Genomic DNA, 24,475 nt, shown 5'->3' on the forward strand with positions numbered 1-24,475 from the left:
GGCTCGCTCACTCGACTTCGAAGATCGCTTCGATTTCCACGGCGGCATTAAGCGGCAGCGAAGCCGTGCCGACGGCGGAACGGGCATGCTTGCCGCGCTCGCCGAGCGCCGCCACCAGGAAATCGGAGGCGCCGTTGGCGACCAGATGCTGCTCGACGAAATCCGGCGCGGAGGCGACGAAGACGGTGATCTTGACCAGCCGGCGTATCTTCTCGAGATCGCCAAGTGCTGCCTTGGCCTGCGCCAGAATGTTGATCGCGCAGTATCTTGCCGCTTCCTTGCCGGTTGCTGTGTCGACGTCGCGGCCAAGCAGTCCACTCGCCTGCAGCTTGCCGTCCTTGAGCGGCAACTGTCCGGCGGTGAAAAGCAGATTTCCGGTCCTGCAATGCGGCACGTAATTGGCGGCAGGCGCCGCGGCCGCGGGAATGGTGACCCCGAGGTCGTTTAGCCGCTTTTCGATTGTTTCACTCATTGCTTTTCCCTATTGCTGGAAGGCGCCGCGTCAGCCGGGCCGAAATTGCTATTTTTGCCTCGCTTCCGCCACGACTTTTTTTAAGCTGGACCATCTTTCCCTGCGGCCTGCCATCAGCCGCGACGATCGGAGCCTCTCATGCGCGCAACGCGCCTTGCATTCCATGCCGTCCTGTTGCCGGCGGTCTTTTCGATAGGTCCCGCTTTCGCCGTGCCGGCGCTGCAGGCGCATCGCGCCGTTTACGATCTTACGCTCAAGAAGGCGGACGACCGCTCCGGCATCACCGGCATTACCGGCCGCATGGTCTATGAATTCAACGGGTCGGCCTGCGAAGGCTATACGGTGAAATTCCGCTTTGTCACCCAGATCGCCACCAGCGACAACACCAAGCTGACCGACCAGCAGACGACGACATTCGAAGATGCCGAAGGCAAGACCTTCTCGTTCGTGACCAAATCCTTTGTCGACCAGAACCTTGACAAGGAGGTCAAGGGCGTCGCCACGAAGGAAACGAAAGGGCTGAAGGTCGACATCGACAAGCCCGAGAAGAGCAGCCTGGAACTTGCCGCCACCCAGTTTCCGACCCAGCATCTGGTCGAATTGATAGACAAGGCCGAGAAGGGTGAAAACTTCTATCAAACCAATCTGTTCGACGGTTCCGAGGACGCCAACAAGGTGATGTCCACCACCGTCGTCGTCGGCAAGAGGACCGATGCCGACAAGGCCGATCCGGAAGCGCCGGCGCTGGCCAAGCTCGCTACCGACAAATACTGGCCGGTCGACATCGCCTATTTCGACGACAGTGCCAAGAACGGAGAAGAGACGCCGGAATACCGGATCAGCTTCAAGCTGCACGAGAACGGCATCACCCGAGATCTAACCATGGACTATGGCGATTTCTCCATGACCGGCAAGCTGGTCAATCTGTCGCTGTTCGACCAGACGAAGGCCTGCCCGACGAAATAAGCTTCGACGCAGCCGTCGCGGTCCACGGCTTGAAAGCGCCGCGGCGGCTTCTCATCTTCTCGAGGCCGCCGGCCGCTTCATCTTCTGTGCGAATCCCTTCTATCATCGCTCGTCGCGGACCACCGGTCGGCAAAAGAAGGAATGCGGCGAGCCTCATGGCGGTCTATGTCGACGCGGCGATCTGGAAATGGGTTGGTCATCGCTGGTGCCATCTGATGGCCGACGACACCGATGAACTGCATCGCTTCGCCGCGCAACTCGGCATCAAGCGCTCATCCTACCAGGGGCCGCCGAAGACATCGGCGCCGCATTATGACATAACCGGTTTCGAGCGCGACCGCGCGGTGCGGCTCGGCGCCATCGAGTGCAGCCGCGAGGAGATCGTCGCGATCTTCCGGCGGGTGAGGGTGCCAAAGGGTAAGATAAAGCGTTGAAGCACGCGCGGATCGCCGCAGGCGCGCCGCAATGTGTCGTCGCGCTTGCGTTTAGAGCACTTCCCCTCTATATGCGCGCTCATTCCACACACGGACTTTGGTGTCTGCCCGGGAGAAATCCGGCTGAAACCTCCGGTGGCATCGAGGACTTCGTCCGAAAATGCCTGTGTCCGTGGAGGCTAACCGGAAAGGAAAATGAGAATGGCTCTGCCTGATTTCAGCATGCGCCAGCTTTTGGAAGCTGGCATTCACTTCGGCCACCAGACCCACCGCTGGAACCCAAAGATGGCGCCCTATATCTACGGCGCCCGCAACAACATCCACATCATCGACCTCAGCCAAACGGTGCCGTTGCTGCACCAGGCGCTGAAGCAGGTTTCCGACACCGTCGCCAAGGGCGGCCGCGTGCTGTTCGTCGGCACCAAGCGCCAGGCGTCCGACATCGTCGCCGATGCCGCGCAGCGTTCGGCCCAGTACTATGTCAACTCGCGTTGGCTCGGCGGCATGCTGACCAACTGGAAGACGATCTCGAACTCGATCCAGCGCCTGCGCAAGCTCGACGAGATGCTGGCCGGCGAGGCGCAAGGGTTGACCAAGAAGGAGCGCCTCAACCTCGACCGCGAGCGCGAGAAGCTCGACAAGGCTCTCGGCGGCATCAAGGACATGGGCTCGACGCCCGACCTGATGTTCGTGATCGACACCAACAAGGAGGCGATCGCCATCCTCGAGGCCAAGCGCCTTGGCATTCCGGTCGTGGCCATCATCGATTCCAACTGCGATCCGGACAAGATCGACTTCCCGATCCCGGGCAATGACGACGCCGCGCGCGCCATCCAGCTCTATTGCGACCTGATCGCCAAGGCTGCCATCGACGGCATCGCCCGCCAGCAGGGCGCGCTCGGCGTCGACATCGGCGCTTCGGTGGAAGCTCCGGTCGAGCCGGTGCTCGGCGAAACTCCGGCGGCGGAAACTCCGGAAGCGTGATAGCGAAGGCCGGTCACGGCCTTCATCTTTCTAATATTTTGACGCGTTAAACGGACGCACCGTCGAGATTCGATGGTGCGTCGGCGCATTTGAACAAAGAGGCGACAATGAGCATTTCGGCTGCACAGGTCAAAGAACTCCGCGACTTGACCGGCGCGGGCATGATGGACTGCAAGGCGGCGTTGAACGAGACCAACGGCAACATGGAAGAGGCCGTCGACTGGCTGCGCAAGAAGGGCATCTCCAAGGCCGACAAGAAGGCCGGCCGCACCGCGGCCGAGGGCCTGATCGGCGTCGATTCCGGCGTGCGCGAGGCTGCGGTCGTCGAGGTCAATTCCGAGACCGACTTCGTCGCCCGCAACGCCGCCTTCCAGGAGATCGTCGCCAACGTCGCCAAGGTGGCTCTGGCCTATGGCACGAGCGAGGCCGTGGCTGCCGCGAAGTACCCGGGTTCGGACAAGTCGGTCACCGACACCATCAAGGACGCCGTCGGCACCATCGGCGAGAACATGGGCTTCCGCCGTTCGGCCAAGCTCACCGTTCCGCACGGCGCCGTCGCGACCTACGTTCACAATGCGGTTGCCGACGGCCTTGGCAAGCTCGGCGTCCTGGTCGCCATCGAGACCACGGGCAACGAGCACGCCGCCAATGCATTCGCCCGTCAGGTCGCTATGCATGTCGCCGCCACCAACCCGATGGCACTGACCACCGAGGAACTCGATCCCGCGGCGGTCGAGCGCGAGAAGGCGATCTTCGCCGACCAGGCGCGCCAGTCCGGAAAGCCGGAGGCGATCATCGAGAAAATGGTCGAGGGCCGCCTGCGCAAGTTCTATGAGGAAGTCGTGCTCCTGAAGCAGGCCTTCGTGCTCAATCCCGACATCACCGTCGAGAAGGCGCTGAAGGATGCCGAGAAGGAGATCGGCGCTCCGGCCAAGATCTCGGCCTATCTGCGTTTCGCGCTCGGCGAAGGCATCGAGAAGGAAGCGACCGATTTCGCGGCGGAAGTCGCGGCGGCGGTCAAGAAATAGCCCGAAGACCAAGTACGGCTGAACAGCTCAGGCAACTCGGCCGGGTGTCCGCTTGGATGCCCGGCCGATTTCCTGTGCGGTGTCGATGAAGGCCCTCAGCTTCGGCGCCATCGACGCCCGGCGCGGAAAGTAAAGGAAAAGGCCAGGTTCCTCGATTGCCGTCTTTGGCAGGACCTGGACGAGGCGTCCGGCGGCAAGATCGGCGCGCACCAGCGGCTCGAACACATAGGCGACCCCGACCCCCGCAAGCGCAAGGTCGATCGCCGCCAGCGAATCGGTCACGACGGCGGTGCCACGCGTCTCGACCCCGACATCCTTGCCGTTGTCGTTCAAATCCCAACGATAGAGCGCGCCGGAGCGGACAAGCCTGTAGCCTATGCAATTATGGTTCTCGAGGTCGGCCACGTCGCGTGGACGGCCGCGCTTTCCGATATAGTCCGGCGAGGCGACGAGCACGGCCTTGAAAGGCTGCGTCAGCCGTATGGCGGTCATGTCCTGCGCGATCATCTCGCCCAGCCTGATGCCGGCGTCAAAACCTTCCCCGACGATATCGACCAGGGCTTGATCGGCGAAAACCTCGACCGTCACATCCGGATAGCGATCGGCCATGGCTGCGAGCAGAGGCGTCACCGCCAAAGGGATCGCGATGTTGGAGGCATTGATCCTGAGCAGACCGGAAGGCCGTCCCTTGACGCCGCGGATGCGGTCCATCCGCTCCGCGATGTCCTGAAGGGCAGGGCCCGCTGTCTCCACCAGTGCCTTGCCGGCTTCTGTCAGCGAGACGCTACGTGTCGTGCGCGCAAACAGCGGCTGGCCGATGCGTTCTTCCACCAGCCGCACCGCATGGCTGACCGCCGACGGGCTCATGCCGAGCTCGGCCGCGGCAAGCGCGAAGCCGCCGCGTCGCGCCACGGCAACGATGACGGGCAGGTGGGTGAGGAGGTCCCGGTCCATTCATGAATGGTATCGCATAGTCTTTGCGAACAATGCAATCTTATCGACGGTGGCGCATTGATCCACATTGTCCCCGATACAGCGGGGGAGCTGATTTCCAGGAGACGAGACATGAACGCTTTGAAACATGTGACCTTCGCCGCGGGACTGGCGCTGGCGCCGATCGATGCCGGGGGAGTCGAACCGGCGGAGTGGCAGCCGCTTGCCGACGAGCGCGCGGTCATCCGCATCGCCGATGCCATCGACCGCGCCGTCGATGCACAGGACTGGAAGCTTGCCCGCAGCTATTTCGCGGATCGGGTTACTGCGGATTTCAGCAGCCTGTCCGGACAGCCGGCGGCCGACATCGCCTCCGACGACCTGATCGGCGCCTGGGCAGGCAACCTCAAGGGCAGCAAGACCAGCCTGCATCTGCGCACCAATCACCAGGTCGTTCTCGAAGCGGACACAGCGACCGTCCTGTCGAACGGCTATGCCTGGAACCGCATGGAAGGCAATGGCGATCCGCTCTGGGAAGTCTGGGGCACATACGAGCACCATTTCATCCGTTCCGACGCCGGCTGGAAGGTGGATGGCTTCATATTCCGCATGACGCATGAGCGCGGCAACCCCTGGGTGAAGACCACGCCCGGCCAGTGAACGGCGGCATCCGGCGATCAGAATGGGAACGATATCATGACCATGAATTACTATACTCTCGGCAACAGCGGCCTGCGCGTCAGCCGGCTGGCGCTGGGTACGATGACCTTCGGCACCGAATGGGGTTGGGGAGCGGACAGGGAGACCGCCCGCGCCATATTCGACGCCTATGTCGAGGCCGGTGGCAATTTCTTCGATACCGCCGATCTTTATACCGGCGGCACCGCCGAAACCTGGCTGGGCGAGTTCGTATCCGAGCGCGGCCTGCGCGACAGAGCGGTGATCGCCACCAAATTCACGATGAACACCGAGCCCGGCAATCCGAATGCCGGCGGCAACGGGCGCAAGAACATCATGCGGGCGGTCGACGCTTCGCTGAAGCGGTTGGGTACAGACTATATAGACCTCTATCTCCTGCATGTCTGGGACAGGCTGACGCCGGCCGAGGAGGTCATGCGCACGCTGGACGACCTCGTGCGTGCGGGCAAGATACGCCATGTCGGCCTGTCCGACGTGCCCGCATGGTACGCGGCTCGGGCGCAGGCGATCGCCGAATTGCGCGGCTATGAGCCGGTCTCGGCGTTGCAGCTTGAATACTCGCTCGCCGAGCGCACGATCGAAAACGAATTCGTGCCTTTCGGCACGCGCCATGGCGCCGGCATCATGGTCTGGAGCCCGCTGGCCAGTGGCCTGCTCAGCGGCAAATACCGGCCGATGCAGGCCGGCAATGCCGGCCGGCTCGACGGGTTCCGCAACTCGACGCATCCGGGCTTCCAGAAATTCACCGAGCGCAACTGGGCGATCGTGGCCGAACTCGAGAAGGTCGCGGCCGAGCTTGGCCGCGGCATGGCCGAGGTCGCACTCAACTGGGTGGCGACACAGCCGGGCATCGCCACCGTCATTCTCGGCGCAACGAAGCTCGATCAGATGCAGGACAATCTCGGGGCGCTGGACTTCGAGATCCCAGCCGCGCTTCGCGACCGGCTGGATTCGGTCAGCGGAACTCCCGCACCGTTTCCCTATTCCTATTTCGGATCGCAGATACAAGCGCGCGTCACCGGGGGCGCGACGACCGGCGACAAGCCCTCGGGCTACGCATTGCCGGTGCTTGTCGAAGGCGAGGCGGCCAGCGTCTCCACCAGCTGATCGATCCGCCGGGGCGCCGGCCGCCATTTGCCGTCGGGCGCTGCGTGACATCGCGGCGCCCTTCGTGTATCGGAACTCGGCATCGCGCCATTGTTCGGGGGCGGCGCCTGCGCGAAGGGGGTGGCCACGCCCGGGCGCACCACATGCAAATGACGAGGACCAGATGACGGTGAAGCCCCTCTACCGACGTGTCTTGCTGAAAGCGTCTGGTGAAGCATTGATGGGCGAACAGCATTTCGGCATCGATGTCTCGGTCGTCGACCGTATCGCCGGCGACATCGCCGAAGCCCGCGCACTGGGCATCGAGGTCGGCGTCGTCATCGGCGGCGGCAATATCTTTCGCGGTGTGGCGGTTGCCTCCAAGGGTGGCGACCGCGTCACCGGCGACCATATGGGCATGCTCGCCACCGTCATCAATTCGCTGGCGCTGCGCACCTCGCTGAACAAGATCGGCGTCGATGCGGTGGTTCTTTCCGCGATCGCCATGCCTGAGCTTTGCGAGAGCTTTTCGCAGCGCCAGGCAACCGCCTACATGAACCAGGGCAAGGTGGTGATCTTTGCCGGCGGTACCGGCAATCCGTTCTTCACCACTGATTCGGCCGCGGCACTTCGCGCCGCTGAAATCGGCGCCGACGCGCTGTTCAAGGGCACACAGGTCGACGGCGTCTATTCCGCCGACCCGAAGAAGGACCCGAACGCGACGCGTTTCGAGCGCATCAGCCATGCCGAAGTGATAAATCGCGGGCTTTCCATCATGGATACGGCTGCGATTGCACTTGCGCGCGAAAACAACATTCCGATAATCGTCTATTCGATCCACGAAAAAGGTGGTTTCGGCGATATTCTAAGGGGCGGCGGCCGCTGCACGGTCGTCGCGGACGATTGATCCGGGGCCTGATCGCGGAAAAAGGCGAAAACCGGTTTCGAAATCAGGCTCGAACACGGGGCCGTGCCCCGAAAGCAGTGAACCCGCGTCAGACGGGTCGAGGAGACTAAAATGAGTGGTGAGTACGACGATCTCAAGCGGCGCATGGATGGGGCAATCGCCGCGTTCAAGCATGACCTGGCTTCGCTGCGGACCGGTCGCGCTTCCAGCAACCTGCTCGACGCTATCCAGGTGCAGGCCTATGGCACCAGCATGCCGATCAACCAGGTGGCCAATGTCACGGTGCCTGAGCCGCGCATGATTTCGGTGTCGGTTTGGGACAAGTCGATGGTGGGCGCGGTCGATCGCGCCATCCGCGAATCCAATCTGGGCTTCAACCCGATCGTGGACGGCACCAATCTCAGGATTCCGCTGCCGGAACTCAACGAGCAGCGCCGCAAGGAACTCGTCAAGATCTCGCATGGCTACGCCGAGAACGCCCGTGTCGCAGCGCGCCATGTGCGCCGCGACGGCATGGACTTCCTGAAGAAGGCGGAGAAGGACGGCGTTATCAGCGAAGACGATCAGCGCAAGCGCTCCGACCAGGTCCAGAAGCTTACCGACGAAACGATCAGCACCATCGACCACCTGCTTTCCGACAAGGAAGCTGAAATCATGCAGGTTTAAGGGTCTGGCCGGCGGCTGGCCCGAAAGCGAGATCATGGCAACGCCCGCGCATGTCGCGATCATCATGGATGGAAACGGACGCTGGGCCAAGGCGCGCGGCATGCCGCGGCTCGCCGGCCATCGCGCGGGCGTAGAGGCACTGCGCAAGACGGTGCGTGCCGCGCCCGATCTCGGCATTTCCTACCTGACTGTCTATGCCTTCTCTTCGGAAAACTGGTCGCGGCCGAAATCCGAAGTCAGCGACTTGATGGGCCTGTTGAAGCTGTTCATTCGCCGCGACCTCGCCGAACTGCACCGCAGCGGCGTGCGTGTCAGGATCATCGGCGACAGGGCAGGGCTGCAGCCCGATATCAGGCTCCTGCTGGAAGAAGCCGAAGCGCTGACGTCAGCCAACGAGGCGCTGACGTTGATCATCGCCTTCAACTATGGCGGACGCGACGAGATCGTGCGCACGGCGCGCAAACTTGCCTCGGCCGTCGCGCGCGGCGAGCTCGACAGCGAGGCCATCACCGCCGAATCCTTTGCCGGCTGCCTCGACACACAAGGCATTCCCGATCCCGAACTGGTCATACGCACCAGCGGTGAGCTTCGCCTTTCCAATTTTCTTCTGTGGCAGGCTGCCTATAGCGAGCTTGTTTTCCTGCCTTGCTATTGGCCCGACTTCAGCCGTGAGCACCTCGCCGAAGCCTTGCGCGAATTTGCCGGCCGCGAACGCCGTTTCGGCGGACTGGGCCCGCAGGACGTCGCTTCGCGACCGGCCGCGGGATGAGCAATCTTCAGCTTCGCGTCCTTTCGGCGGTCGTGCTTGCCATCGCGACGCTTGGCCTGACCTGGCTCGGCGGCCTGCCGTTTCGGTTGCTTTCAGCCGCGATTTCCGCGGTGATCTTCTATGAATGGACGCGCATGTCCCGCCCCTCCGGGACGACCGGGCTGGGTTTTTTGCCGGAAGCGCTGCTGCTGGTGTTCCTCGTCGCCCTGATCGCCGGCCTGCCAGCCTTGTGGCTGCTGCTGCTGGTGGCTGCACTGGTCGCCGTCACGGCCATCGCCGCCCAACTGCGCGGGGCCGGGCAGTGGGATGCGTCAGGCCTTGCCTATGCAGCCGTCTCGGGTCTTTCCCTTGCGCTGCTGCGTGACGGCGACCATTCCGGCCTCGTCGCCATCCTGTTCCTGTTCGCGGTGGTCTGGGCGACCGACATCTTTGCCTATTTCGTCGGCCGGGCCGTCGGTGGCCCGAGGCTGGCGCCGTCCATCTCTCCCGGCAAGACGCGGAGTGGCGCGCTCGGCGGCGCCGTCGGTGGGGTCGTTGCGGGGCTCATCCTGGCCGCCGCCGCCGGTGCGGGCGACCTGGCGCTGCTCGGTCTCGTCGCGCTCGCGCTTTCAATCGTCTCCCAGGCTGGCGACCTCCTGGAATCCTGGGTCAAGCGCCGCCACGGCCGCAAGGATTCGGGCGCGCTCATTCCGGGCCATGGCGGCGTCATGGACCGTGTCGACGGGCTTGTCGCGGCGGCTTTCGCCCTATACGTCATCGGCTGGATTGCGGCGGGCGCCGATCAGCCGGCACAGGGGCTGTTTCCCATTTGAACGGCATCGTTCCACGATCGATGCGGGCGCGCCTTGGATTCGCCTGGATTGATGTCACAGTCGCGGCGCAACGATGTCGCGGAAGAACTGAGGATTTGAGTTGAACGAGATTCTTCACGCGATCTTCGGCATGGAAGGCTTCCTTCTCGGCACGCTCGTGCCCTTCCTGTTCGTGCTGACCGTGGTCGTGTTCGTCCACGAAATGGGCCACTATCTCGTCGGCCGCTGGTGCGGCATCGGCGTCAGGGCCTTTTCGATCGGTTTCGGCCCGGAACTCTTCGGTTTCAACGACAGGCACGGCACGCGCTGGAAGCTCTGCGCCATACCGCTTGGCGGCTATGTCAAATTCGTCGGCGACATGAACGCCACCTCCAGCCTGCCGTCGACGGAAGAGATCGAAGCGCTGACCGACGCGGAACGCAAGGTCGCCTTCCACACCCAGCCGATCTGGAAGCGGGCGGCGACGGTGGTGGCCGGGCCGCTGTTCAATTTCCTGCTGACGATCGTCGTCTTTTCGGTGCTGTTTTCAGCCTATGGCCGCTATGTCGCGGAACCCATGGTGGCCGAGGTGACCGCCGACAGTCCGGCGGCGAAAGCCGGCATCCTGCCCGGCGACCGATTCGTCAGCGTCGACGGTAGCAAGATCGAAACCTTCGGTGATGTCCAACGCCTGGTTTCGGGCCGGGCCGGCGACAGCATCACCTTCGTCATGCTGCGCGACGGCAAGGAAGTGACCGTGACCGCCACGCCGCAACTGATGGAGCAGCAGGACGCGCTCGGCAACAAGGTCAAGGTGGCTGTGATCGGCGTCGTCAACAACAAGGAACTCGGCCAGCCCAGGCTGGTCACCTACAGCCCCGCCGGCGCGTTGACCGCGGCGGTGGAGGAGACCGGGCACGTCATCCAGCGCACCGGCCAGTTCCTGCAGCGCTTCGTCGTCGGGCGCGAGGACAAGTGCCAGCTTGGCGGCCCGGTGAAGATCGCCGACATGGCCGGCAAGGCGGCGAAGCTCGGCTTCGAATGGCTCGTGCAGCTCGTTGCGCTGCTGTCCGTGGGCATCGGCATCCTCAATCTTTTGCCGATTCCCCCCCTCGACGGCGGCCATCTCCTGTTCTACGGGGTGGAGGCCGTCATCCGCCGGCCGGTGTCGGAACGGATGATGGAAATGGCCTATCGGGCCGGTCTGCTTCTGGTTTTGGGCTTCATGGGTTTCGTATTCTGGAACGATCTGTTTGGGTGCTGAAATCATGAAGAAATTTGGCTTCGGCATGGTCGATGTTGAGACGCCGTTTACCATGCACGGGGATATGAGTGACGCGAAAGCCACGCACCAGGGTTAAGTAAATACAAATTAACCAGAAGCCTTGCGTGTAGGGAAAATCCGGTTAATACGGTACGGGAAATTACCGCACGTCCGGTTTTCTCGCCGTGGGGACTACGAGAAAAGGTTATTAAGCCCGATGAAGGCAGCATCCAAGTTTTTGAGCGCCGCTTCCGCGGCAGCCCTGTCCGCGGCTTTGGTCGTGCCAGGTGCGCTCGCAGTGCAGTTCGTTGCCACATCGGCGGCCGAAGCCGCTGTCGTCAGCAGGGTGGAGGTGAGCGGCAACCAACGTGTCGACGCCGATACCATCCGCAATTACATCACCATCAAGCCGGGCAAATCCTTCTCCAGCTCCGATATCGACAGCGCGGTCAAGGCGCTGTTCGGCACCGGGCTGTTCTCGGATGTGCAGATCAATCAGGTCGGTTCGACGTTGGTGGTCAAGGTTTCCGAGTACCAGGTCGTCAACCAGGTGTTGTTCCAGGGCAACAAGAAGCTCAAGGACAACGCGCTTGCGGCTGCCGTACAGTTGAAGCCGCGCGGCACGTTCTCGCAGGCGGCGCTCGACGCCGATGTAGAGTCGGTCAAGGCCGCCTACAGGCGTATCGGCCGTGACGATGCCGCCGTAACCACCGAGGTCATGCAGCTCGGCGACAACCGCGTGAACGTGGTCTTCCATATCAATGAAGGTGATCGCACGCAGATCGCAGCGATCAATTTCGTCGGCAACAGCGCCTATTCGAGCCGCCGCCTGTCAGATGTGATCTCGACCAAGCGCTCGTCCTGGGTTTCGTTCATCCTGCGCGACGACGTCTATGACGACGACAAGCTGCGCGCCGACCAGGAGCTGCTGCGGCGCTTCTACTACAATCACGGCTATGCCGACTTCCAGGTCGTATCCGCTGTCGGCGAACTCGACAACGCGACCAACAAGTACACGGTCACCATAACCGTCCAGGAAGGCGAGCGTTATACGTTCGGCGACATCAGCGTCGAAAGCACGATTCCGGAAGTCGACTCGAAGGCGCTTGAATCGGTGGTCGAGACCCATAAGGGCGACGTCTACAACGCCAAGAACGTCGAGGACACCATCATTGCCCTGACCGAGAAGGTGGCCGGCTCTGGCTACGCCTTCGCGCAGGTGACGCCGCGTGGCGACCGCAATTTCGAGAATCATACGATTTCGGTGGTCTACACCATCGACCAGGGCACCAAGGCCTATGTCGAGCGTATCGAGATCCGCGGCAACGACCGCACACGCGACTATGTCATCCGCCGCGAGTTCGACGTCAGCGAAGGCGACGCGTTCAACCAGGTGCTGATCCAGCGCGCGAAGAAGCGGCTGGAAGATCTCAATTACTTTGACAAAGTCGAGGTTTCGACGGTTCCCGGCTCGGCGCCGGACCAGGTCGTGCTGGTGGTCGATGTGGTCGAAAAGTCGACCGGCGAGTTCTCGGTCGGTGCCGGCTATTCGACCGGGGGCGACACCGCCGGTCCGTCCGTCGAAGGATCGATCACCGAGCGCAACTTCCTCGGCCGCGGCCAATTCATCAAGGTGTCGGCGGGTGGCGGCAAGAACTCGCGCGATTACAGCCTTTCGTTCACCGAGCCGTATTTCCTCGGGCGTCGTATCGCCGCCGGCTTCGATATCTACAAGCGGACCAGGGAATACGACGACTACGACAGCGATACTGTGGGCGCGACGGTGCGCTTCGGTCTGCCGATCACCGACAGCATCTCGACCCAGCTGGCGTACAATATCTCCCGGGAGAAGTATGAGGTAGACGACGGTTGCGATGCCACCGATGTAGATCCCAGCGGCAACTGCGATATTTCCCGAGCCGTGTTGGATGGCATCGAGCAAAGCCCGTGGATCAAGTCGTCGGTCAGCCTGGGACTGGTCTACAACACCATCGACGACATGAAGAACCCGCATGAGGGTATCTATGCCACCTCCACGGTTGAAGTGGCCGGCCTCGGTGGCGACGCCAAGTTCGTGAAGGTCACCGGACGCGGCAGCGTCTATCAGACGCTGTCCGAGCAGTTCGATCTTGTCGGCCTCATTTCGGGCGGCGCAGGCCATGTCGAAGGCTACGGCGGCGACGGCGATCTCCGCATCTTCGATCACTTCCAGAGCACCGATCGCATGATCCGCGGTTTCGCTTATGGCGGCATCGGCCCAGTCGACAGCGACGGTGCGGGTGACCACCTTGGCGGCACCACTTATTTCAACGCGTCGGCAGAGGCTCAATTCCCGCTGCCGGTCGTTCCAGAAAGCTTCGGTCTGCGCGGCGCGGTCTTTGCAGACGCGGCAACACTCTATGGCAGCAAGGTTGCCAATGATTTGGTTGACCAATCATCCGTGGGCATGAAATGGCGCGCCTCCGTCGGTGTCGGCCTGATGTGGGCTTCGCCGTTCGGCCCGATCCGTATCGACTATGCGATCCCGGTCAAGAAAGAAGCGAGGGACGACGTGCAGGAATTCAACTTCGGCATATCGACCCGCTTCTGATCGGCGGATACCGATGCTCCCGGGTCGTTGAGATCCGGGAGAAAATGTTCCGATCTAGCTGGATATAGCTTCTGGAATGACCGATCCGGTGTTCTTCGCGCCATCACGCCGGTATACGGCGGGCGAAGTCGCGAATCTGACCGGCTCGGTGCTTGTCGATTCCGGCCAGTCCGGCGTTTTCATCGACGCCCTGGCGCCTGCCAACGAAGGCGGCGAGAATGCACTCGTTTTCGTCGATGGCAAACGCAATTCCGTGCTGATGCCGTCGCTGCGGGCGGCCGCTGTGCTGTGCCCGGCGGAGTTCGCCGGCAAGGCGCCTGCCGCCATCGCAGTCCTTGTACATCCCCGTCCGCAACAGGCATTCGCGCTGGTCGGACGACTGCTGTTTCCGACAGCGGCGACACCGGGGCCGATGACCGGTGAAACCGGCATCTCGCCGCATGCCCATGTCGATCCGAGCGCACATGTCGAGGAAGGTGCTGTCGTCGAAGCCGGGGCGGTGATCGGTCCGGCAGTGTCCATTGGCGCCGGCACCGTCATTGCGCCTCATGCCGTCATCGGCCGTTCCTGCCAGATCGGGCGGGACGGCTATATCGGCCCAGGCGCCAGCGTCCAGTATGCCTTGATCGGCAACCGCGTCATCATCCATGGCGGCGCCCGGATCGGCCAGGACGGCTTTGGCTTCGTTGCCGGTGCCAAGGGGCCGGAACGTGTTCCGCAGATCGGCCGCGTCATCATCCAGGACGACGTCGAGATCGGTTCCAATTCCACCGTCGACCGCGGCGCCATGTCCGACACGATCATCGGCCAAGGCACCAAGATCGACAATCTCGTGCAGATCGCGCATAACGTCCGCATTGGCCGCAACTGCATCGTGGCCGGGCTTTCGGGTATCTCCGGCTCCGTCGTCGTGGGCGACAATGTCACCATGGGCGGCGGCGTCGGGCTTGCGGACCACCTGACCATCGGGTCGGGAGCGAAGCTTGCCGCGAGAAGCGGATTCATGAGCAATGTGCCCGCGGGCGAGATCTGGGGCGGCTATCCGGCACAGCCGATGGCGGAAGCCATGCGCGAGATAGCCATGCTGCGCAAGCTCGCCAGGACCCGCAAACAGGGCGAGGGGAGCAATGGCTGACATGACCGCGGCGACGACGCTGGAAGCAGTCGATATATTGGCGCTGATGAAGCTCCTGCCGCATCGCTATCCGTTCCTGATGATCGACCGGATCGTCGACATCGATGGCGACGAATCCGCTACCGGCATCAAGAACGTGACCATAAACGAGCCGCATTTTCAGGGTCATTTCCCTGAGCAGCCGGTCATGCCGGGCGTGCTCATCGTCGAGGCGATGGCACAGACTGCCGGCGCCATCTGCATCCGCAGTCTTCGCACTGAAAAGCCGTCGCTGGTCTATTTCCTGACCATCGACAACGCCAAGTTCCGCAAACCGGTCGTTCCCGGCGATCAGTTGAAGATCCATGTCAAGAAAATCAAGAAACGCGGCAACCTGCTCAAATTCGCCTGTGAAGCCCTGGTCGACGGCAACAAGGCCGCCGAGGCCGAGATTTCAGCCATGATGGTCACCGGCGACTGACAAATCGAATGCTTATGAAAATCAACACATCCATCCATCCTTCTTCCGTCGTGGAGGAAGGCGCTCAAATCGGCCAGGGCGTTCGCATAGGACCGCTCTGCTATGTCGGCGCAGATGCCGTGATCGGCGACGGCGTCGAACTGGTCAGCCATGTCTCGGTGATCGGCGCGACGACGATCGGCGCGTCGACCAAGGTCTATCCGATGGCGATACTGGGGGGGCCGCCGCAGAACACCAAGCATAAGGGGGGCCGCACCACGCTCGTCATTGGCGAGAATTGCACCATTCGCGAAGGCGTGACCATGCATGTCGGCACCGATACCAGCCGCGGCGAAACGACGGTCGGCGACAATGGTAATTTTCTCGCCTACGCCCACATCGCCCATGACTGCGTCGTCGGCAAGAACGCCACCTTCGCCAACGGCGCGACGCTGGGCGGACACTGCGAAATCGGCGACAACGTCTATATCGGCGGTCTCAGCGCCGTTCATCAATTCGTGCGGGTAGGCGACAACGCTTTTCTTGGCGGGTGCTCGGCTTTTGTTGGTGATGTCATTCCCTATGCCATGGCGGCGGGAAATCGGGCCAGCCTGCGCGGCCTCAACATCATCGGGCTCAAGCGCTCCGGCCTGCCAAGATCCGAGATCTATCTGCTGCGCAGGGTCTATAAGACAATATTCGACCGCTCGCGCACCGTCGGCGAGAACATCGAACTCGCCAAGGCGGAATTCGCCACGTCACCGACCGCCATGAAGATCATCGATTTCATCTCCAGTCGCGGCAAGCGGCACTATGCTGTGCCATCGCTCAAGGGGAGCGATGGCGATGACGGCGATGACGAAGACTGAGGCGGCTGCAGCGGATTTCGTTCTCTCGCCGGGAGCCAGGGTCGGCATCGTCGCCGGCGGCGGCAGCCTGCCAGTGGAAGTCGCGCAAGGACTGGCCGGGCATGGCTACCCGCCCTTCATCCTCTTGATGGAAGGTGAGGCCGACCGCCAGCAGGAGTTGCTCCGATACGAGCACGACAGCCTCGCCCTCGAGCAGATCGGTTCACTGGTGGCGACGCTGAAGCGCCACGGCATAACTCATGTGGTCCTTGCCGGCGAAATCAAACGCAGGCCCCGGCTGACCGACATCCGTCCTAGCCTCGGCTTGCTGGCGATCGTGCCGTCGGTGATCATGGCGCTGGCGCGCGGCGACGACGGACTTTTGAAGGTGGTGACACGCGGCCTGGAGAAGCGGGGCATCAAAGTTGTCGGCGCGCATGAGGTCGTTCCCGAACTGGCGGCCGGCGAAGGCACGTTGACCGCGGCGAAACCAAAGCAATCCGACTGGCGTGACATCGAGGCGGCCAGGCTGGCCGCCAAGGCCATCGGCGCGCTCGATATCGGGCAGGCGGCGATTGCGATCGGAGGCCGGGCGATCGCGCTGGAAGGCATTGAGGGCACGAGCGGCCTGCTCGAAAGAGCGCGCGCGCTGCGTGGCCATGGCAGGCTTGCCGGAAAGACCCGCGGGGTGCTGGTCAAATGCGCCAAACCCGGCCAGGAGCTGCGGGCCGACCTGCCGTCGATCGGACCGCAGACGGTGGAAGCAGCCCATGCGGCGGGGCTTGCCGGCATTGCCATCGAAGCGGGGCGCTCGCTGATCCTGGAGGGACCCGCAACGCTGTCGCGGGCGAACGCGCTCGGCCTGTTCATCGTCGGGCTGCCAGCGGCGGAGCCGGCGCATGGCTGACAAGGCGCTGAAGATCGCAATCGTGGCCGGCGAGGAATCCGGCGACCTGCTTGGCGCCGACATCGTGCGCTCGATCAAGCAGTCGACGGGCCGCGAGGTGCAGATCGTCGGTCTCGGCGGCCGCCATCTGCAGGCGCTCGGGCTGGTCTCGCCGTTCGACGCCGGCGAGATCGCGCTCATGGGCTTCAGCGCCATCCTGCGCGACCTGCCAAGGCTGATGTGGCGGATCGGACAGCTGGCCAGGATGGTCGCGGATGAGAAACCCGACTGCCTCATCACCATCGATAGTCCCGACTTTTCGCTGCGCGTGGCCAGGAAAGTGCGCGCGGCCAACCCGTCCATCCCGATCATCCACTATGTCTGCCCCAGCGTCTGGGCATGGCGGCCGGGCAGGGCGGTGGCGATGAAGCCCTATGTCGACCACATCCTCTGCATCCTGCCGTTCGAGGTGAAGGAGCTAGGCAGGCTCGGCGGACCGCCAGGCACCTATGTCGGACATCGCCTCACCCATGACGCGGGCGTGCTGTCGGCGGCCAGGACACAGGCCCAACCGCGGGACCTTTCGCCGGATCGCCTGAAGACGCTGCTCGTCCTGCCCGGCTCGCGACGCAGCGAAGTGCGGCGGCTGCTCGAGCCGTTTGGGGAGACCGTGTCGATGCTGCGGGCACGCGGGCATCGCCTGCGGCTGATGTTGCCGACCGTGCCGCATGTCGCCGATGTCGTGCGCTCCGCGGTCGCTCGCTGGGACGAGAAGCCCGAGATCATCCTCGACGCTGAGCGAAAGTGGCAGGCCTTCGGCAAGGCCGACGCGGCGCTGATCGCGTCCGGCACGGTTTCGCTTGAATTGGCGCTGTCCGATGTGCCGATGATCTCCTGCTACCGGCTTGACCCTGTTGCGCGCATCGTGGCGCCATATCTCGTTTCGGTCTGGTCGGCGCTGCTGCCCAATCTGATATCGGATCGGGCGCTGATCCCGGAATTCTACAACGAGTATGTCAAGCCGAACAATCTGGCCCGCCAGCTCGAAGCGCTGTTCGCCGACACAGGCATGCGCAGATGGCAGAAGGACGGGTTCGCCGAGATCGCGCGGCGCATGACAACCGCCAAGCCGTCAGGCGACATCGCCGCGCAAGTGGTGATGAGGTATATCAAAGGAGTGAGTACTGAGTAGTGAGTAGTGAGTAGTGAGTAGGAAATGCCGCTCTTTTCCCTACTGACTACTGACTACTCACTACTGCCTTATTTTACCGCTTCGCGATCGGCACATAGTCTCGCTCGGGCGCGCCGGTATAGAGCTGGCGCGGGCGGCCGATCTTCTGGCGCGGATCCTCGATCATCTCCTTCCACTGCGCGATCCAGCCGACGGTGCGGGCAACGGCGAACAGCACGGTGAACATGGTGGTGGGGAAGCCCAGCGCCTTCAGCGTGATGCCGGAGTAGAAGTCGACATTGGGATAGAGCTTCTTCTCGATGAAGTAGGGATCGGTGAGTGCGATCTTCTCCAGTTCCATGGCGATGTCGAGCAGCGGATCGTCCTTGATGCCGAGCTCGCCCAGCACTTCGTGCGCGGTCTTCTGCATGATCTTGGCGCGCGGATCGTAGTTCTTGTAGACACGGTGGCCAAAACCCATCAGCCGGAACGGATCGTCCTTGTCCTTGGCGCGGGCGATGAATTCGGGAATGTGATCGACATGGCCGATCTCGCCCAGCATGTTCAGCGCCGCTTCGTTGGCGCCGCCATGCGCCGGACCCCACAGGCAGGCGATGCCGGCGGCGATGCAGGCAAACGGATTGGCGCCCGACGAGCCGGCGAGCCGCACGGTCGAAGTCGAGGCGTTCTGCTCGTGGTCGGCGTGCAAGATGAAGATGCGTTCCATGGCGCGCGCCAGGACCGGGTTGATCTTGTATTCCTCGCACGGCACGGCAAAGCACATGTGCAGGAAGTTGGCGGCGAAATTCAGTTCGTTCTTCGGATAAATGAAGGGCTGGCCGATATGGTATTTGTAGGCCATGGCCGCGATCGTCGGCATCTTGGCGATCAGCCGCATCGACGCCACCATGCGCTGGTACGGGTCGGATATGTCGGTGGAGTCGTGATAGAAGGCCGACAGCGCGCCGACCACGCCGCACATCACCGCCATCGGATGCGCGTCGCGGCGGAAACCGGTGAAGAAGCGCGACATCTGCTCATGCACCATGGTATGGCGCGTCACGCGGTAGTCGAAATCGTCCTTCTGCGCCTTGGTCGGCAGTTCGCCGTAGAGCAGGAGATAACAGACTTCCAGGAAGTCGCCATGTTCGGCCAACTGGTCGATCGGATAGCCGCGATGCAGGAGGATGCCGGCGTCGCCATCGATGAACGTGATCTCGGACTCGCAGCTTGCCGTCGAAGTGAAGCCGGGATCGTAGGTGAAGGCACCGGTGGTGCTGTAGAGCGTGGCGATGTCGATGACGTCAGGCCCGACCGAACCACTTCGCACCTTGAATTCGTGCGTCTTGCCGGCGAATTCCAGCTTTGCGGTGGCTTCCTGGGTCTTGCCGCCCAGTTCCCGTCTTGTCGCAGCTTCGGTCATTGCAAACTCCTTCTTGTTTCCTCATGCCGGCAAAGGCAAATTCTGCAAAGCGACACGTCGAAGTCACCGAATGCGCGTATTCGCGACCGCATTTTAGGGGGTGCGTGCCAGATTGGGCCAAGGCCCAATGTTGCACTGCGAAACGCGCCTTTCAATGCCAATCTTCTTGGGCCAGATTGCTCCTAATCGATTTGATCCGCGATGCGCGCCAAGCTCTCCTCGCGACCAAGCACGGCGAGAACGTCGAACACGCCGGGTGAGGTGCTCTTGCCGGTCAGGGCGGCGCGCAAGGGCTGGGCGACGGCGCCGAGCTTGTGGCCGCCGGCCGTCGCATAGTCGCGGATCGCGGCTTCAGCCGAGGCCGCGGTCCAGTCGCCTGAAACCGCCTTGAGGGCGTCGTGAGCGCCACGCAGGACCTTGCGCGCATCGTCATTGAGCAGCAGGGCTGCCTTTTCGTCGATCGGCAACGGCCGCGCGGCAAACAGGAAGGCGGCGCCATCGACGAGTTCGACCAGCGTCTTGGCGCGCTCCTTCAGCCCCGGCAGCGCTGCCAGCAACTGCGCCCTGTTCCTGTCGTCGAGGCGTGCGGCCATCGCCGGGCCGCCTTCGAGATAGGGCAGGGTGGCGATGAAGATGTCGAACAGCTCGGCATCGCCCATGCGGCGCATATGGACGCCGTTCAGCGCCTCGAGCTTGGCGAAATCGAAGCGGGCGGCGCCCTTATTCACGTCGCCGATATCGAACCAGGCGATCATGTCCTGGATCGACATGATCTCGTCGTCGCCGTGGCTCCAGCCGAGCCGAGCCAGATAGTTCAGCAGCGCTTCGGGCAGGTAGCCCATGGCGCGGTAGGCCTCCACGCCCAGCGCGCCGTGCCGCTTCGACAGCTTGGCGCCGTCGGCGCCGTGGATCAGCGGTATGTGCGACATTGAAGGCACATCCCAGCCCATGGCGTTGTAGATCACGGTCTGGCGAGCGGCATTGGTGAGGTGGTCGTCGCCGCGGATGATGTGGGTGACGCCCATGTCGTGGTCGTCGACGACGACGGCATGCATGTAGGTCGGATTGCCGTCCGAGCGCAGGATGATGAAGTCGTCCAGATCCTTGTTGGGAAAGCGCACGTCGCCCTGGACACGGTCATGCACCACCGTCTCGCCCTTGGTCGGCGCCTTGATGCGGATCGCGCCCTTGACGCCGGGAGGCGCCTGCGAAGGGTCGCGGTCACGCCAGCTTCCGTCATAGCGCGGTGGCAGGCCCTTGGCCCGCGCCGCCTCGCGCATTGCCTCAAGCTCAGCGGGGGTCTCGTAGCTGTAGTAAGCCTTGCCCATGCGCACCAGCTCCTCGGCCACCTCGCGATGGCGCGGCGCGCGCTCGAACTGCGACACCGCCCCGCCATCCCAGGAGAGGCCGAGCCAGGTCAGCCCATCGAGAATGGCGGCCGTTGCCGCATCGGTGGAGCGCTCGCGGTCGGTGTCCTCGATGCGCAGCAGCATCGTACCGCCGGTGTGCCTGGCATAGAGCCAGTTGAACAGCGCCGTACGCGCGCCGCCAATGTGCAGGTAGCCGGTGGGCGAGGGGGCAAAACGGGTGACAACCTTGTCGGACATACAACTCTCGGGAAACGTCTGGAGTGGGGTGCGGATCACGCGCACTTTCGCGCGCCGCGCGTTCATGTAGCATAGGGTGTCGAGGGCGCAAGGGGCAGACCCGATGGCTGGAGCGGGCCGGGCCGCGGAGGAAGGCGACGACGTCGTTGCTGGCGTCAGCGAACGCTCGCTTTTTGCCATGCCCGCGCCGGTCTCATTGCCGCTGGCGCCGCCGCCCTTGCAGCAGCCGGGCAAGTCGCTGCCGCCGGATGTTTCCGCGCCGCCTGGCGTCCCTGCTGTCCGCGCGGCCTCGCGCCTGCGCCGGGAGTTCGGTCGTGCTTCATGGCCTCGCCTGCGCAACGGAGTGGCCAGAGCCGCCGAGCTCGAACTCGATCGGGGCGTAGCCTTCCTGCTGATACCGGTGTTCCTGGCATGCGGATCGGTGGCCTATTTTTCGCTGGCGGCGGAGCCGGGCTTTGCCAAGCCTCTCGCGATCGCGATCCTGATGGCGCTGTGCGCGCTCGTTTCGCGCTCATGGTCGAAAACCCATCTGTGCTTCATGGCGGCGCTGTTGTGCGCGCTCGGCATGCTCGCCGGCAAAGTCGAGACCTGGCGGGCGGGAACGCGGATGCTGGGCTCGGAAATCTCCACGCAAATCACCGGCCGCGTCGTTTCAGTCGACCAGATGGAGACCGGTCGCATCCGGCTGACCATCGACGTGACATCGACCGCACGGCCGAAACTACGCTACGCGCCGGAGCGCGTCCGCCTTTCGGCGCGCAAGGTGCCGGCTGAGGTGACGGCCGGCTCGCTCGTGACCGGCTATGCCAAGCTGTTGCCGCCGACCGGGCCGGTGCGGCCGGACAGCTACGACTTTTCCTTCGACAGCTACTTCGCCGGCATCGGTGCCAGCGGGTTCTTTCTCGGAAATCCCAAGATCGTCTCGGCCGATGATAGGCCGCTGTGGGCCGCCCTTTCAGCCGCCATCGAGAGTGCTCGTGAAAGCATTGCCGACCATATCAGGGACAGCATCGGCGGCGCCGAGGGCGAGATCGCCGCGGCGCTGATCGTGGGCGTGCGCGCCGGGATTCCCGACGAAATCAACGAAGCGATGCGACGCACCGGCATCTACCACATCATCTCCATTTCCGGGCTGCACATGGCGCTGGTCGCCGGCACCGTCATGGGGCTGCTGCGTGGTGGCTTCGCGCTGTTCCCGAACTTTTCCTCCCGCCGGCCGGTCAAGAAATACGCGGCCGCGGCGGCACTTTTCTCGATCGCCGCCTATCTCGTCATTTCGGGCGTCGTCGTTGCCGCCGAACGCAGCTTCATCATGCTGGCGGTGATGCTGATCGCCGTCCTGTTCGATCGGGCGGCACTCACCATGCGCAATCTGGCTATTTCGGCGATCGCCGTCATCGTGGTGTCGCCGCACGAGGTGGTAGGGCCGAGCTTCCAAATGTCGTTCGCCGCCACCGCGGCCCTGGTCGGCGCCTATGCCGGCTGGTCGGATCGCAAAGCCGACAAAGCGCGGACCCCGCCGCCGCAACGGACCTTGCCTGGCCTCCTGACGCGAAAATTGCTGCTGGCGACAGGTGGGCTGGCGATGACCTCGATCATCGCGGGAAGCGCCACGGCGCTTTTCGCCATCTGGCATTTCCAGCGCGTTTCACCACTCAGCCTGTTCGCCAATCTTGCAGTCATGCCGATCGTTTCCGTCGTGATGTTCCTTGCGGTTGCCAGCGCGCTGCTGATGCCGTTCGAGTTCGATGGACCATCCCTTTATCTGATGGGCAAGGGACTGACCATGATGATCGCCATATCGGGATGGATCTCGCAACGCTCGCCGGTCGACGCGGTCGGGTTGATTTCGCAGCAATCCGTCCTTCTGGTCGCGATCGCCCTGGTCATCGCGACGATGGCCACGACATGGCTGCGGCTGGCGGCACTTCCCTTCGCGCTCGCCGGCCTGTTGACCGTTTCGGACACGCGCACGCCGGACGTGCTGATTTCGGAGGATGCCCGCCTGGTGGCGCTGCCGATCGGCGGCGGCGAGCTCGCGATCAACCGGGCGCGCCCGAACGAATTCACCGTCGACAACTGGAAACGCGCGCTGAAATCCGAAACCATAGTTGCGCCGGAGCTGTTCGACAGCGGAGACCGACAGTTCGACATCTTCGATCCTGCGCAACTTCCGGCGGGAGCGCCTTTCTATTGCTTCACCGGCCTGTGCATGGCCCGGCATCCCTCCGGGGCGATCATCGCGCAGGTGGAGGATCGCAAGGATGCCTGGAGGGCCTGCGCCTATGCGGATCTGATCGTCATCGACGACCCCCGGGGCTACGACCCCTGCCACAATCCGCTGGTTCTCGTCATCACCAAGCGGCAGCTCGCTCGGAACGGAAGTGCCGCCGTCTTCTTCGACCAGCAATCGGCGACGGCACCGGCCCAGGCCAGCTTTGCCGTCGACAGGCCATATCGCCCCTGGCACGAACAGCGAAAATTCTCGCGCGAGGCACGGGGACTGCCGCCCTACCGCAAACCCGAAAAGCCCAACGCCGAACCCGCTCAGTAGCGCCTGATCAGTCCGACCAGCTTGCCTTGCACCTTGACCCTGTCCGGTCCGAAAATACGTGTTTCATAAGCCGGATTGGCAGCCTCGAGCGCAATCGAGGCGCCCTTGCGACGGAAGCGCTTCAGCGTCGCTTCCTCCTCGTCGACCAGGGCCACGACAATCTCGCCGGGACTTGCGGTGTCGGCGTTGCGGATGATGACCGTATCGCCGTCGAAGATGCCGGCCTCGATCATCGAATCGCCCTTGACCTCCAGCGCATAATGCTCGCCGCCCATGATCATGTCCGGCGGCACCGAGATGGAATGCGTCTGATGCTGGATAGCGTCGATCGGCACGCCGGCCGCGATACGGCCCATGACCGGGATCGAAACCGCTGAAACCGCGTCGTCGTCATTGCCGGCGGCGGGCAGGCGCGAGGGCGCCGCCGGCTTGATCTGCCTGTTAAGGCCGCCCTGTCCAAGGCTGCCCTGGATGACGCTCGGAGAGAACTTCTTTGCCGCGTTAAGACCCGGCGCGATCGAATCCGGCAGGCGCAGCACCTCCAGCGCGCGCGCCCGGTTCGGCAGGCGGCGAATGAAGCCGCGCTCCTCCAAAGCCGTGATCAGCCGATGAATTCCCGACTTGGAGGCGAGGTCCAGCGCTTCCTTCATCTCGTCGAAGGACGGCGGAATGCCGCTTTCCTTCAGCCGTTCATGGATGAACATCAAGAGTTCATGTTGCTTGCGCGTGAGCATGGCGGCCCCCAAAGGCATTGCACGAAGGGTCTGGAACCAGAATCAGAAAACAAACCCAGAACAAACACTATCTGTTCCAGTTGTGTTCC

Annotated in this window: 23 protein-coding genes; 18 read left to right on the forward strand and 5 right to left on the reverse strand. The window is 63.2% G+C overall.

The window, feature by feature from the left end; genetic code table 11:
• Nucleotides 1–7: 7 nt before the first annotated feature.
• Nucleotides 8–472, reverse strand: a complete 465-nt coding sequence (locus FJ964_RS00830; protein WP_140548347.1) for a RidA family protein — start codon at nucleotides 470–472, stop codon at nucleotides 8–10.
• 138 nt (nucleotides 473–610) lie between these two features.
• Here FJ964_RS00830 and FJ964_RS00835 point away from each other — a divergent pair, with 138 nt between their 5' ends.
• From FJ964_RS00835 to tsf, 4 genes are all read left to right on the forward strand, one after another.
• Nucleotides 611–1,438, forward strand: coding sequence for a cell envelope integrity EipB family protein (locus FJ964_RS00835; protein WP_140548349.1), 828 nt, complete (start codon nucleotides 611–613; stop codon nucleotides 1,436–1,438).
• Nucleotides 1,439–1,593: 155 nt separating this feature from the next.
• Nucleotides 1,594–1,872, forward strand: coding sequence for a DUF4031 domain-containing protein (locus FJ964_RS00840; RefSeq protein ID WP_140548351.1), 279 nt, complete (start codon nucleotides 1,594–1,596; stop codon nucleotides 1,870–1,872).
• A gap of 201 nt (nucleotides 1,873–2,073) precedes the next feature.
• On the forward strand, nucleotides 2,074–2,856 hold the full coding sequence (gene rpsB, locus FJ964_RS00845; protein WP_140498708.1) for a 30S ribosomal protein S2: 783 nt from the start codon (nucleotides 2,074–2,076) through the stop codon (nucleotides 2,854–2,856).
• Nucleotides 2,857–2,963: 107 nt separating this feature from the next.
• The gene (tsf, locus tag FJ964_RS00850; RefSeq protein ID WP_140498706.1) at nucleotides 2,964–3,884 is read left to right on the forward strand and encodes a translation elongation factor Ts; all 921 of its coding nucleotides are present in this window, start codon (nucleotides 2,964–2,966) and stop codon (nucleotides 3,882–3,884) included.
• A 27-nt stretch (nucleotides 3,885–3,911) separates the two neighbouring features.
• Here the strand turns inward: tsf and FJ964_RS00855 are convergent, their stop codons facing one another.
• A complete protein-coding gene (locus tag FJ964_RS00855) occupies nucleotides 3,912–4,838 on the reverse strand; it encodes a LysR family transcriptional regulator (protein WP_140548353.1) in 927 nt (308 codons plus the stop codon).
• A 111-nt stretch (nucleotides 4,839–4,949) separates the two neighbouring features.
• On the opposite strand from FJ964_RS00855, the gene FJ964_RS00860 reads away from it, so the two are divergent.
• The 13 genes from FJ964_RS00860 to lpxB all read left to right on the forward strand — a co-directional run bounded on the left by FJ964_RS00860 (nucleotide 4,950) and on the right by lpxB (nucleotide 18,089).
• Entirely contained in the window at nucleotides 4,950–5,477 is a 528-nt protein-coding gene (locus tag FJ964_RS00860; RefSeq protein ID WP_140548355.1) for a nuclear transport factor 2 family protein, read from the forward strand.
• Nucleotides 5,478–5,513: 36 nt separating this feature from the next.
• Nucleotides 5,514–6,623: an aldo/keto reductase gene (locus FJ964_RS00865; RefSeq protein WP_140548357.1), complete on the forward strand. Its 1,110-nt coding sequence runs from the start codon at nucleotides 5,514–5,516 to the stop codon at nucleotides 6,621–6,623.
• 163 nt (nucleotides 6,624–6,786) lie between these two features.
• Complete coding sequence (pyrH, locus tag FJ964_RS00870; protein ID WP_140498986.1) at nucleotides 6,787–7,509, forward strand: UMP kinase; 723 nt, start codon at nucleotides 6,787–6,789, stop codon at nucleotides 7,507–7,509.
• A gap of 111 nt (nucleotides 7,510–7,620) precedes the next feature.
• Nucleotides 7,621–8,175, forward strand: a complete 555-nt coding sequence (gene frr, locus FJ964_RS00875; RefSeq protein ID WP_140498698.1) for a ribosome recycling factor — start codon at nucleotides 7,621–7,623, stop codon at nucleotides 8,173–8,175.
• Between the two features lie 34 nt (nucleotides 8,176–8,209).
• On the forward strand, nucleotides 8,210–8,944 hold the full coding sequence (locus tag FJ964_RS00880) for an isoprenyl transferase (protein WP_140548359.1): 735 nt from the start codon (nucleotides 8,210–8,212) through the stop codon (nucleotides 8,942–8,944).
• A complete protein-coding gene (locus FJ964_RS00885) occupies nucleotides 8,941–9,756 on the forward strand; it encodes a phosphatidate cytidylyltransferase (protein WP_140548361.1) in 816 nt (271 codons plus the stop codon). Before FJ964_RS00880 ends, FJ964_RS00885 begins: the two co-directional genes overlap by 4 nt.
• A gap of 100 nt (nucleotides 9,757–9,856) precedes the next feature.
• A complete protein-coding gene (gene rseP, locus FJ964_RS00890) occupies nucleotides 9,857–10,999 on the forward strand; it encodes an RIP metalloprotease RseP (RefSeq protein WP_140548363.1) in 1,143 nt (380 codons plus the stop codon).
• Between the two features lie 217 nt (nucleotides 11,000–11,216).
• Complete coding sequence (gene bamA, locus FJ964_RS00895; protein WP_140548365.1) at nucleotides 11,217–13,589, forward strand: outer membrane protein assembly factor BamA; 2,373 nt, start codon at nucleotides 11,217–11,219, stop codon at nucleotides 13,587–13,589.
• A 76-nt stretch (nucleotides 13,590–13,665) separates the two neighbouring features.
• Complete coding sequence (lpxD, locus tag FJ964_RS00900) at nucleotides 13,666–14,724, forward strand: UDP-3-O-(3-hydroxymyristoyl)glucosamine N-acyltransferase (protein ID WP_140548367.1); 1,059 nt, start codon at nucleotides 13,666–13,668, stop codon at nucleotides 14,722–14,724.
• Nucleotides 14,717–15,184 (forward strand): 3-hydroxyacyl-ACP dehydratase FabZ, encoded by a 468-nt coding sequence (gene fabZ, locus FJ964_RS00905; RefSeq protein WP_140548369.1) that lies wholly within the window; start codon nucleotides 14,717–14,719, stop codon nucleotides 15,182–15,184. Before lpxD ends, fabZ begins: the two co-directional genes overlap by 8 nt.
• A gap of 14 nt (nucleotides 15,185–15,198) precedes the next feature.
• Nucleotides 15,199–16,032 (forward strand): acyl-ACP--UDP-N-acetylglucosamine O-acyltransferase, encoded by an 834-nt coding sequence (gene lpxA, locus FJ964_RS00910; protein ID WP_140548371.1) that lies wholly within the window; start codon nucleotides 15,199–15,201, stop codon nucleotides 16,030–16,032.
• Nucleotides 16,004–16,918: an LpxI family protein gene (locus FJ964_RS00915; protein ID WP_140548373.1), complete on the forward strand. Its 915-nt coding sequence runs from the start codon at nucleotides 16,004–16,006 to the stop codon at nucleotides 16,916–16,918. Before lpxA ends, FJ964_RS00915 begins: the two co-directional genes overlap by 29 nt.
• Nucleotides 16,911–18,089: a lipid-A-disaccharide synthase gene (gene lpxB, locus FJ964_RS00920; RefSeq protein ID WP_140548375.1), complete on the forward strand. Its 1,179-nt coding sequence runs from the start codon at nucleotides 16,911–16,913 to the stop codon at nucleotides 18,087–18,089. The genes FJ964_RS00915 and lpxB overlap by 8 nt, the downstream gene beginning before the upstream one ends.
• 73 nt (nucleotides 18,090–18,162) lie before the next feature.
• Here the strand turns inward: lpxB and gltA are convergent, their stop codons facing one another.
• Both gltA and gltX read right to left on the reverse strand, forming a co-directional pair.
• Nucleotides 18,163–19,491, reverse strand: coding sequence for a citrate synthase (gene gltA, locus FJ964_RS00925; RefSeq protein ID WP_140498678.1), 1,329 nt, complete (start codon nucleotides 19,489–19,491; stop codon nucleotides 18,163–18,165).
• 182 nt (nucleotides 19,492–19,673) lie between these two features.
• On the reverse strand, nucleotides 19,674–21,098 hold the full coding sequence (gltX, locus tag FJ964_RS00930; protein ID WP_140548377.1) for a glutamate--tRNA ligase: 1,425 nt from the start codon (nucleotides 21,096–21,098) through the stop codon (nucleotides 19,674–19,676).
• Nucleotides 21,099–21,201: 103 nt separating this feature from the next.
• On the opposite strand from gltX, the gene FJ964_RS00935 reads away from it, so the two are divergent.
• The gene (locus tag FJ964_RS00935; RefSeq protein WP_140548379.1) at nucleotides 21,202–23,652 is read left to right on the forward strand and encodes a ComEC/Rec2 family competence protein; all 2,451 of its coding nucleotides are present in this window, start codon (nucleotides 21,202–21,204) and stop codon (nucleotides 23,650–23,652) included.
• On the opposite strand, the gene lexA is transcribed toward FJ964_RS00935, so the two are convergent.
• Entirely contained in the window at nucleotides 23,646–24,386 is a 741-nt protein-coding gene (gene lexA / locus FJ964_RS00940) for a transcriptional repressor LexA (RefSeq protein ID WP_140548381.1), read from the reverse strand. The genes FJ964_RS00935 and lexA overlap by 7 nt on opposite strands.
• Between the last annotated feature and the right edge of the window lie 89 nt (nucleotides 24,387–24,475).

Source organism: Mesorhizobium sp. B2-3-2 (assembly GCF_006442295.1).
Lineage (GTDB): Bacteria > Pseudomonadota > Alphaproteobacteria > Rhizobiales > Rhizobiaceae > Mesorhizobium.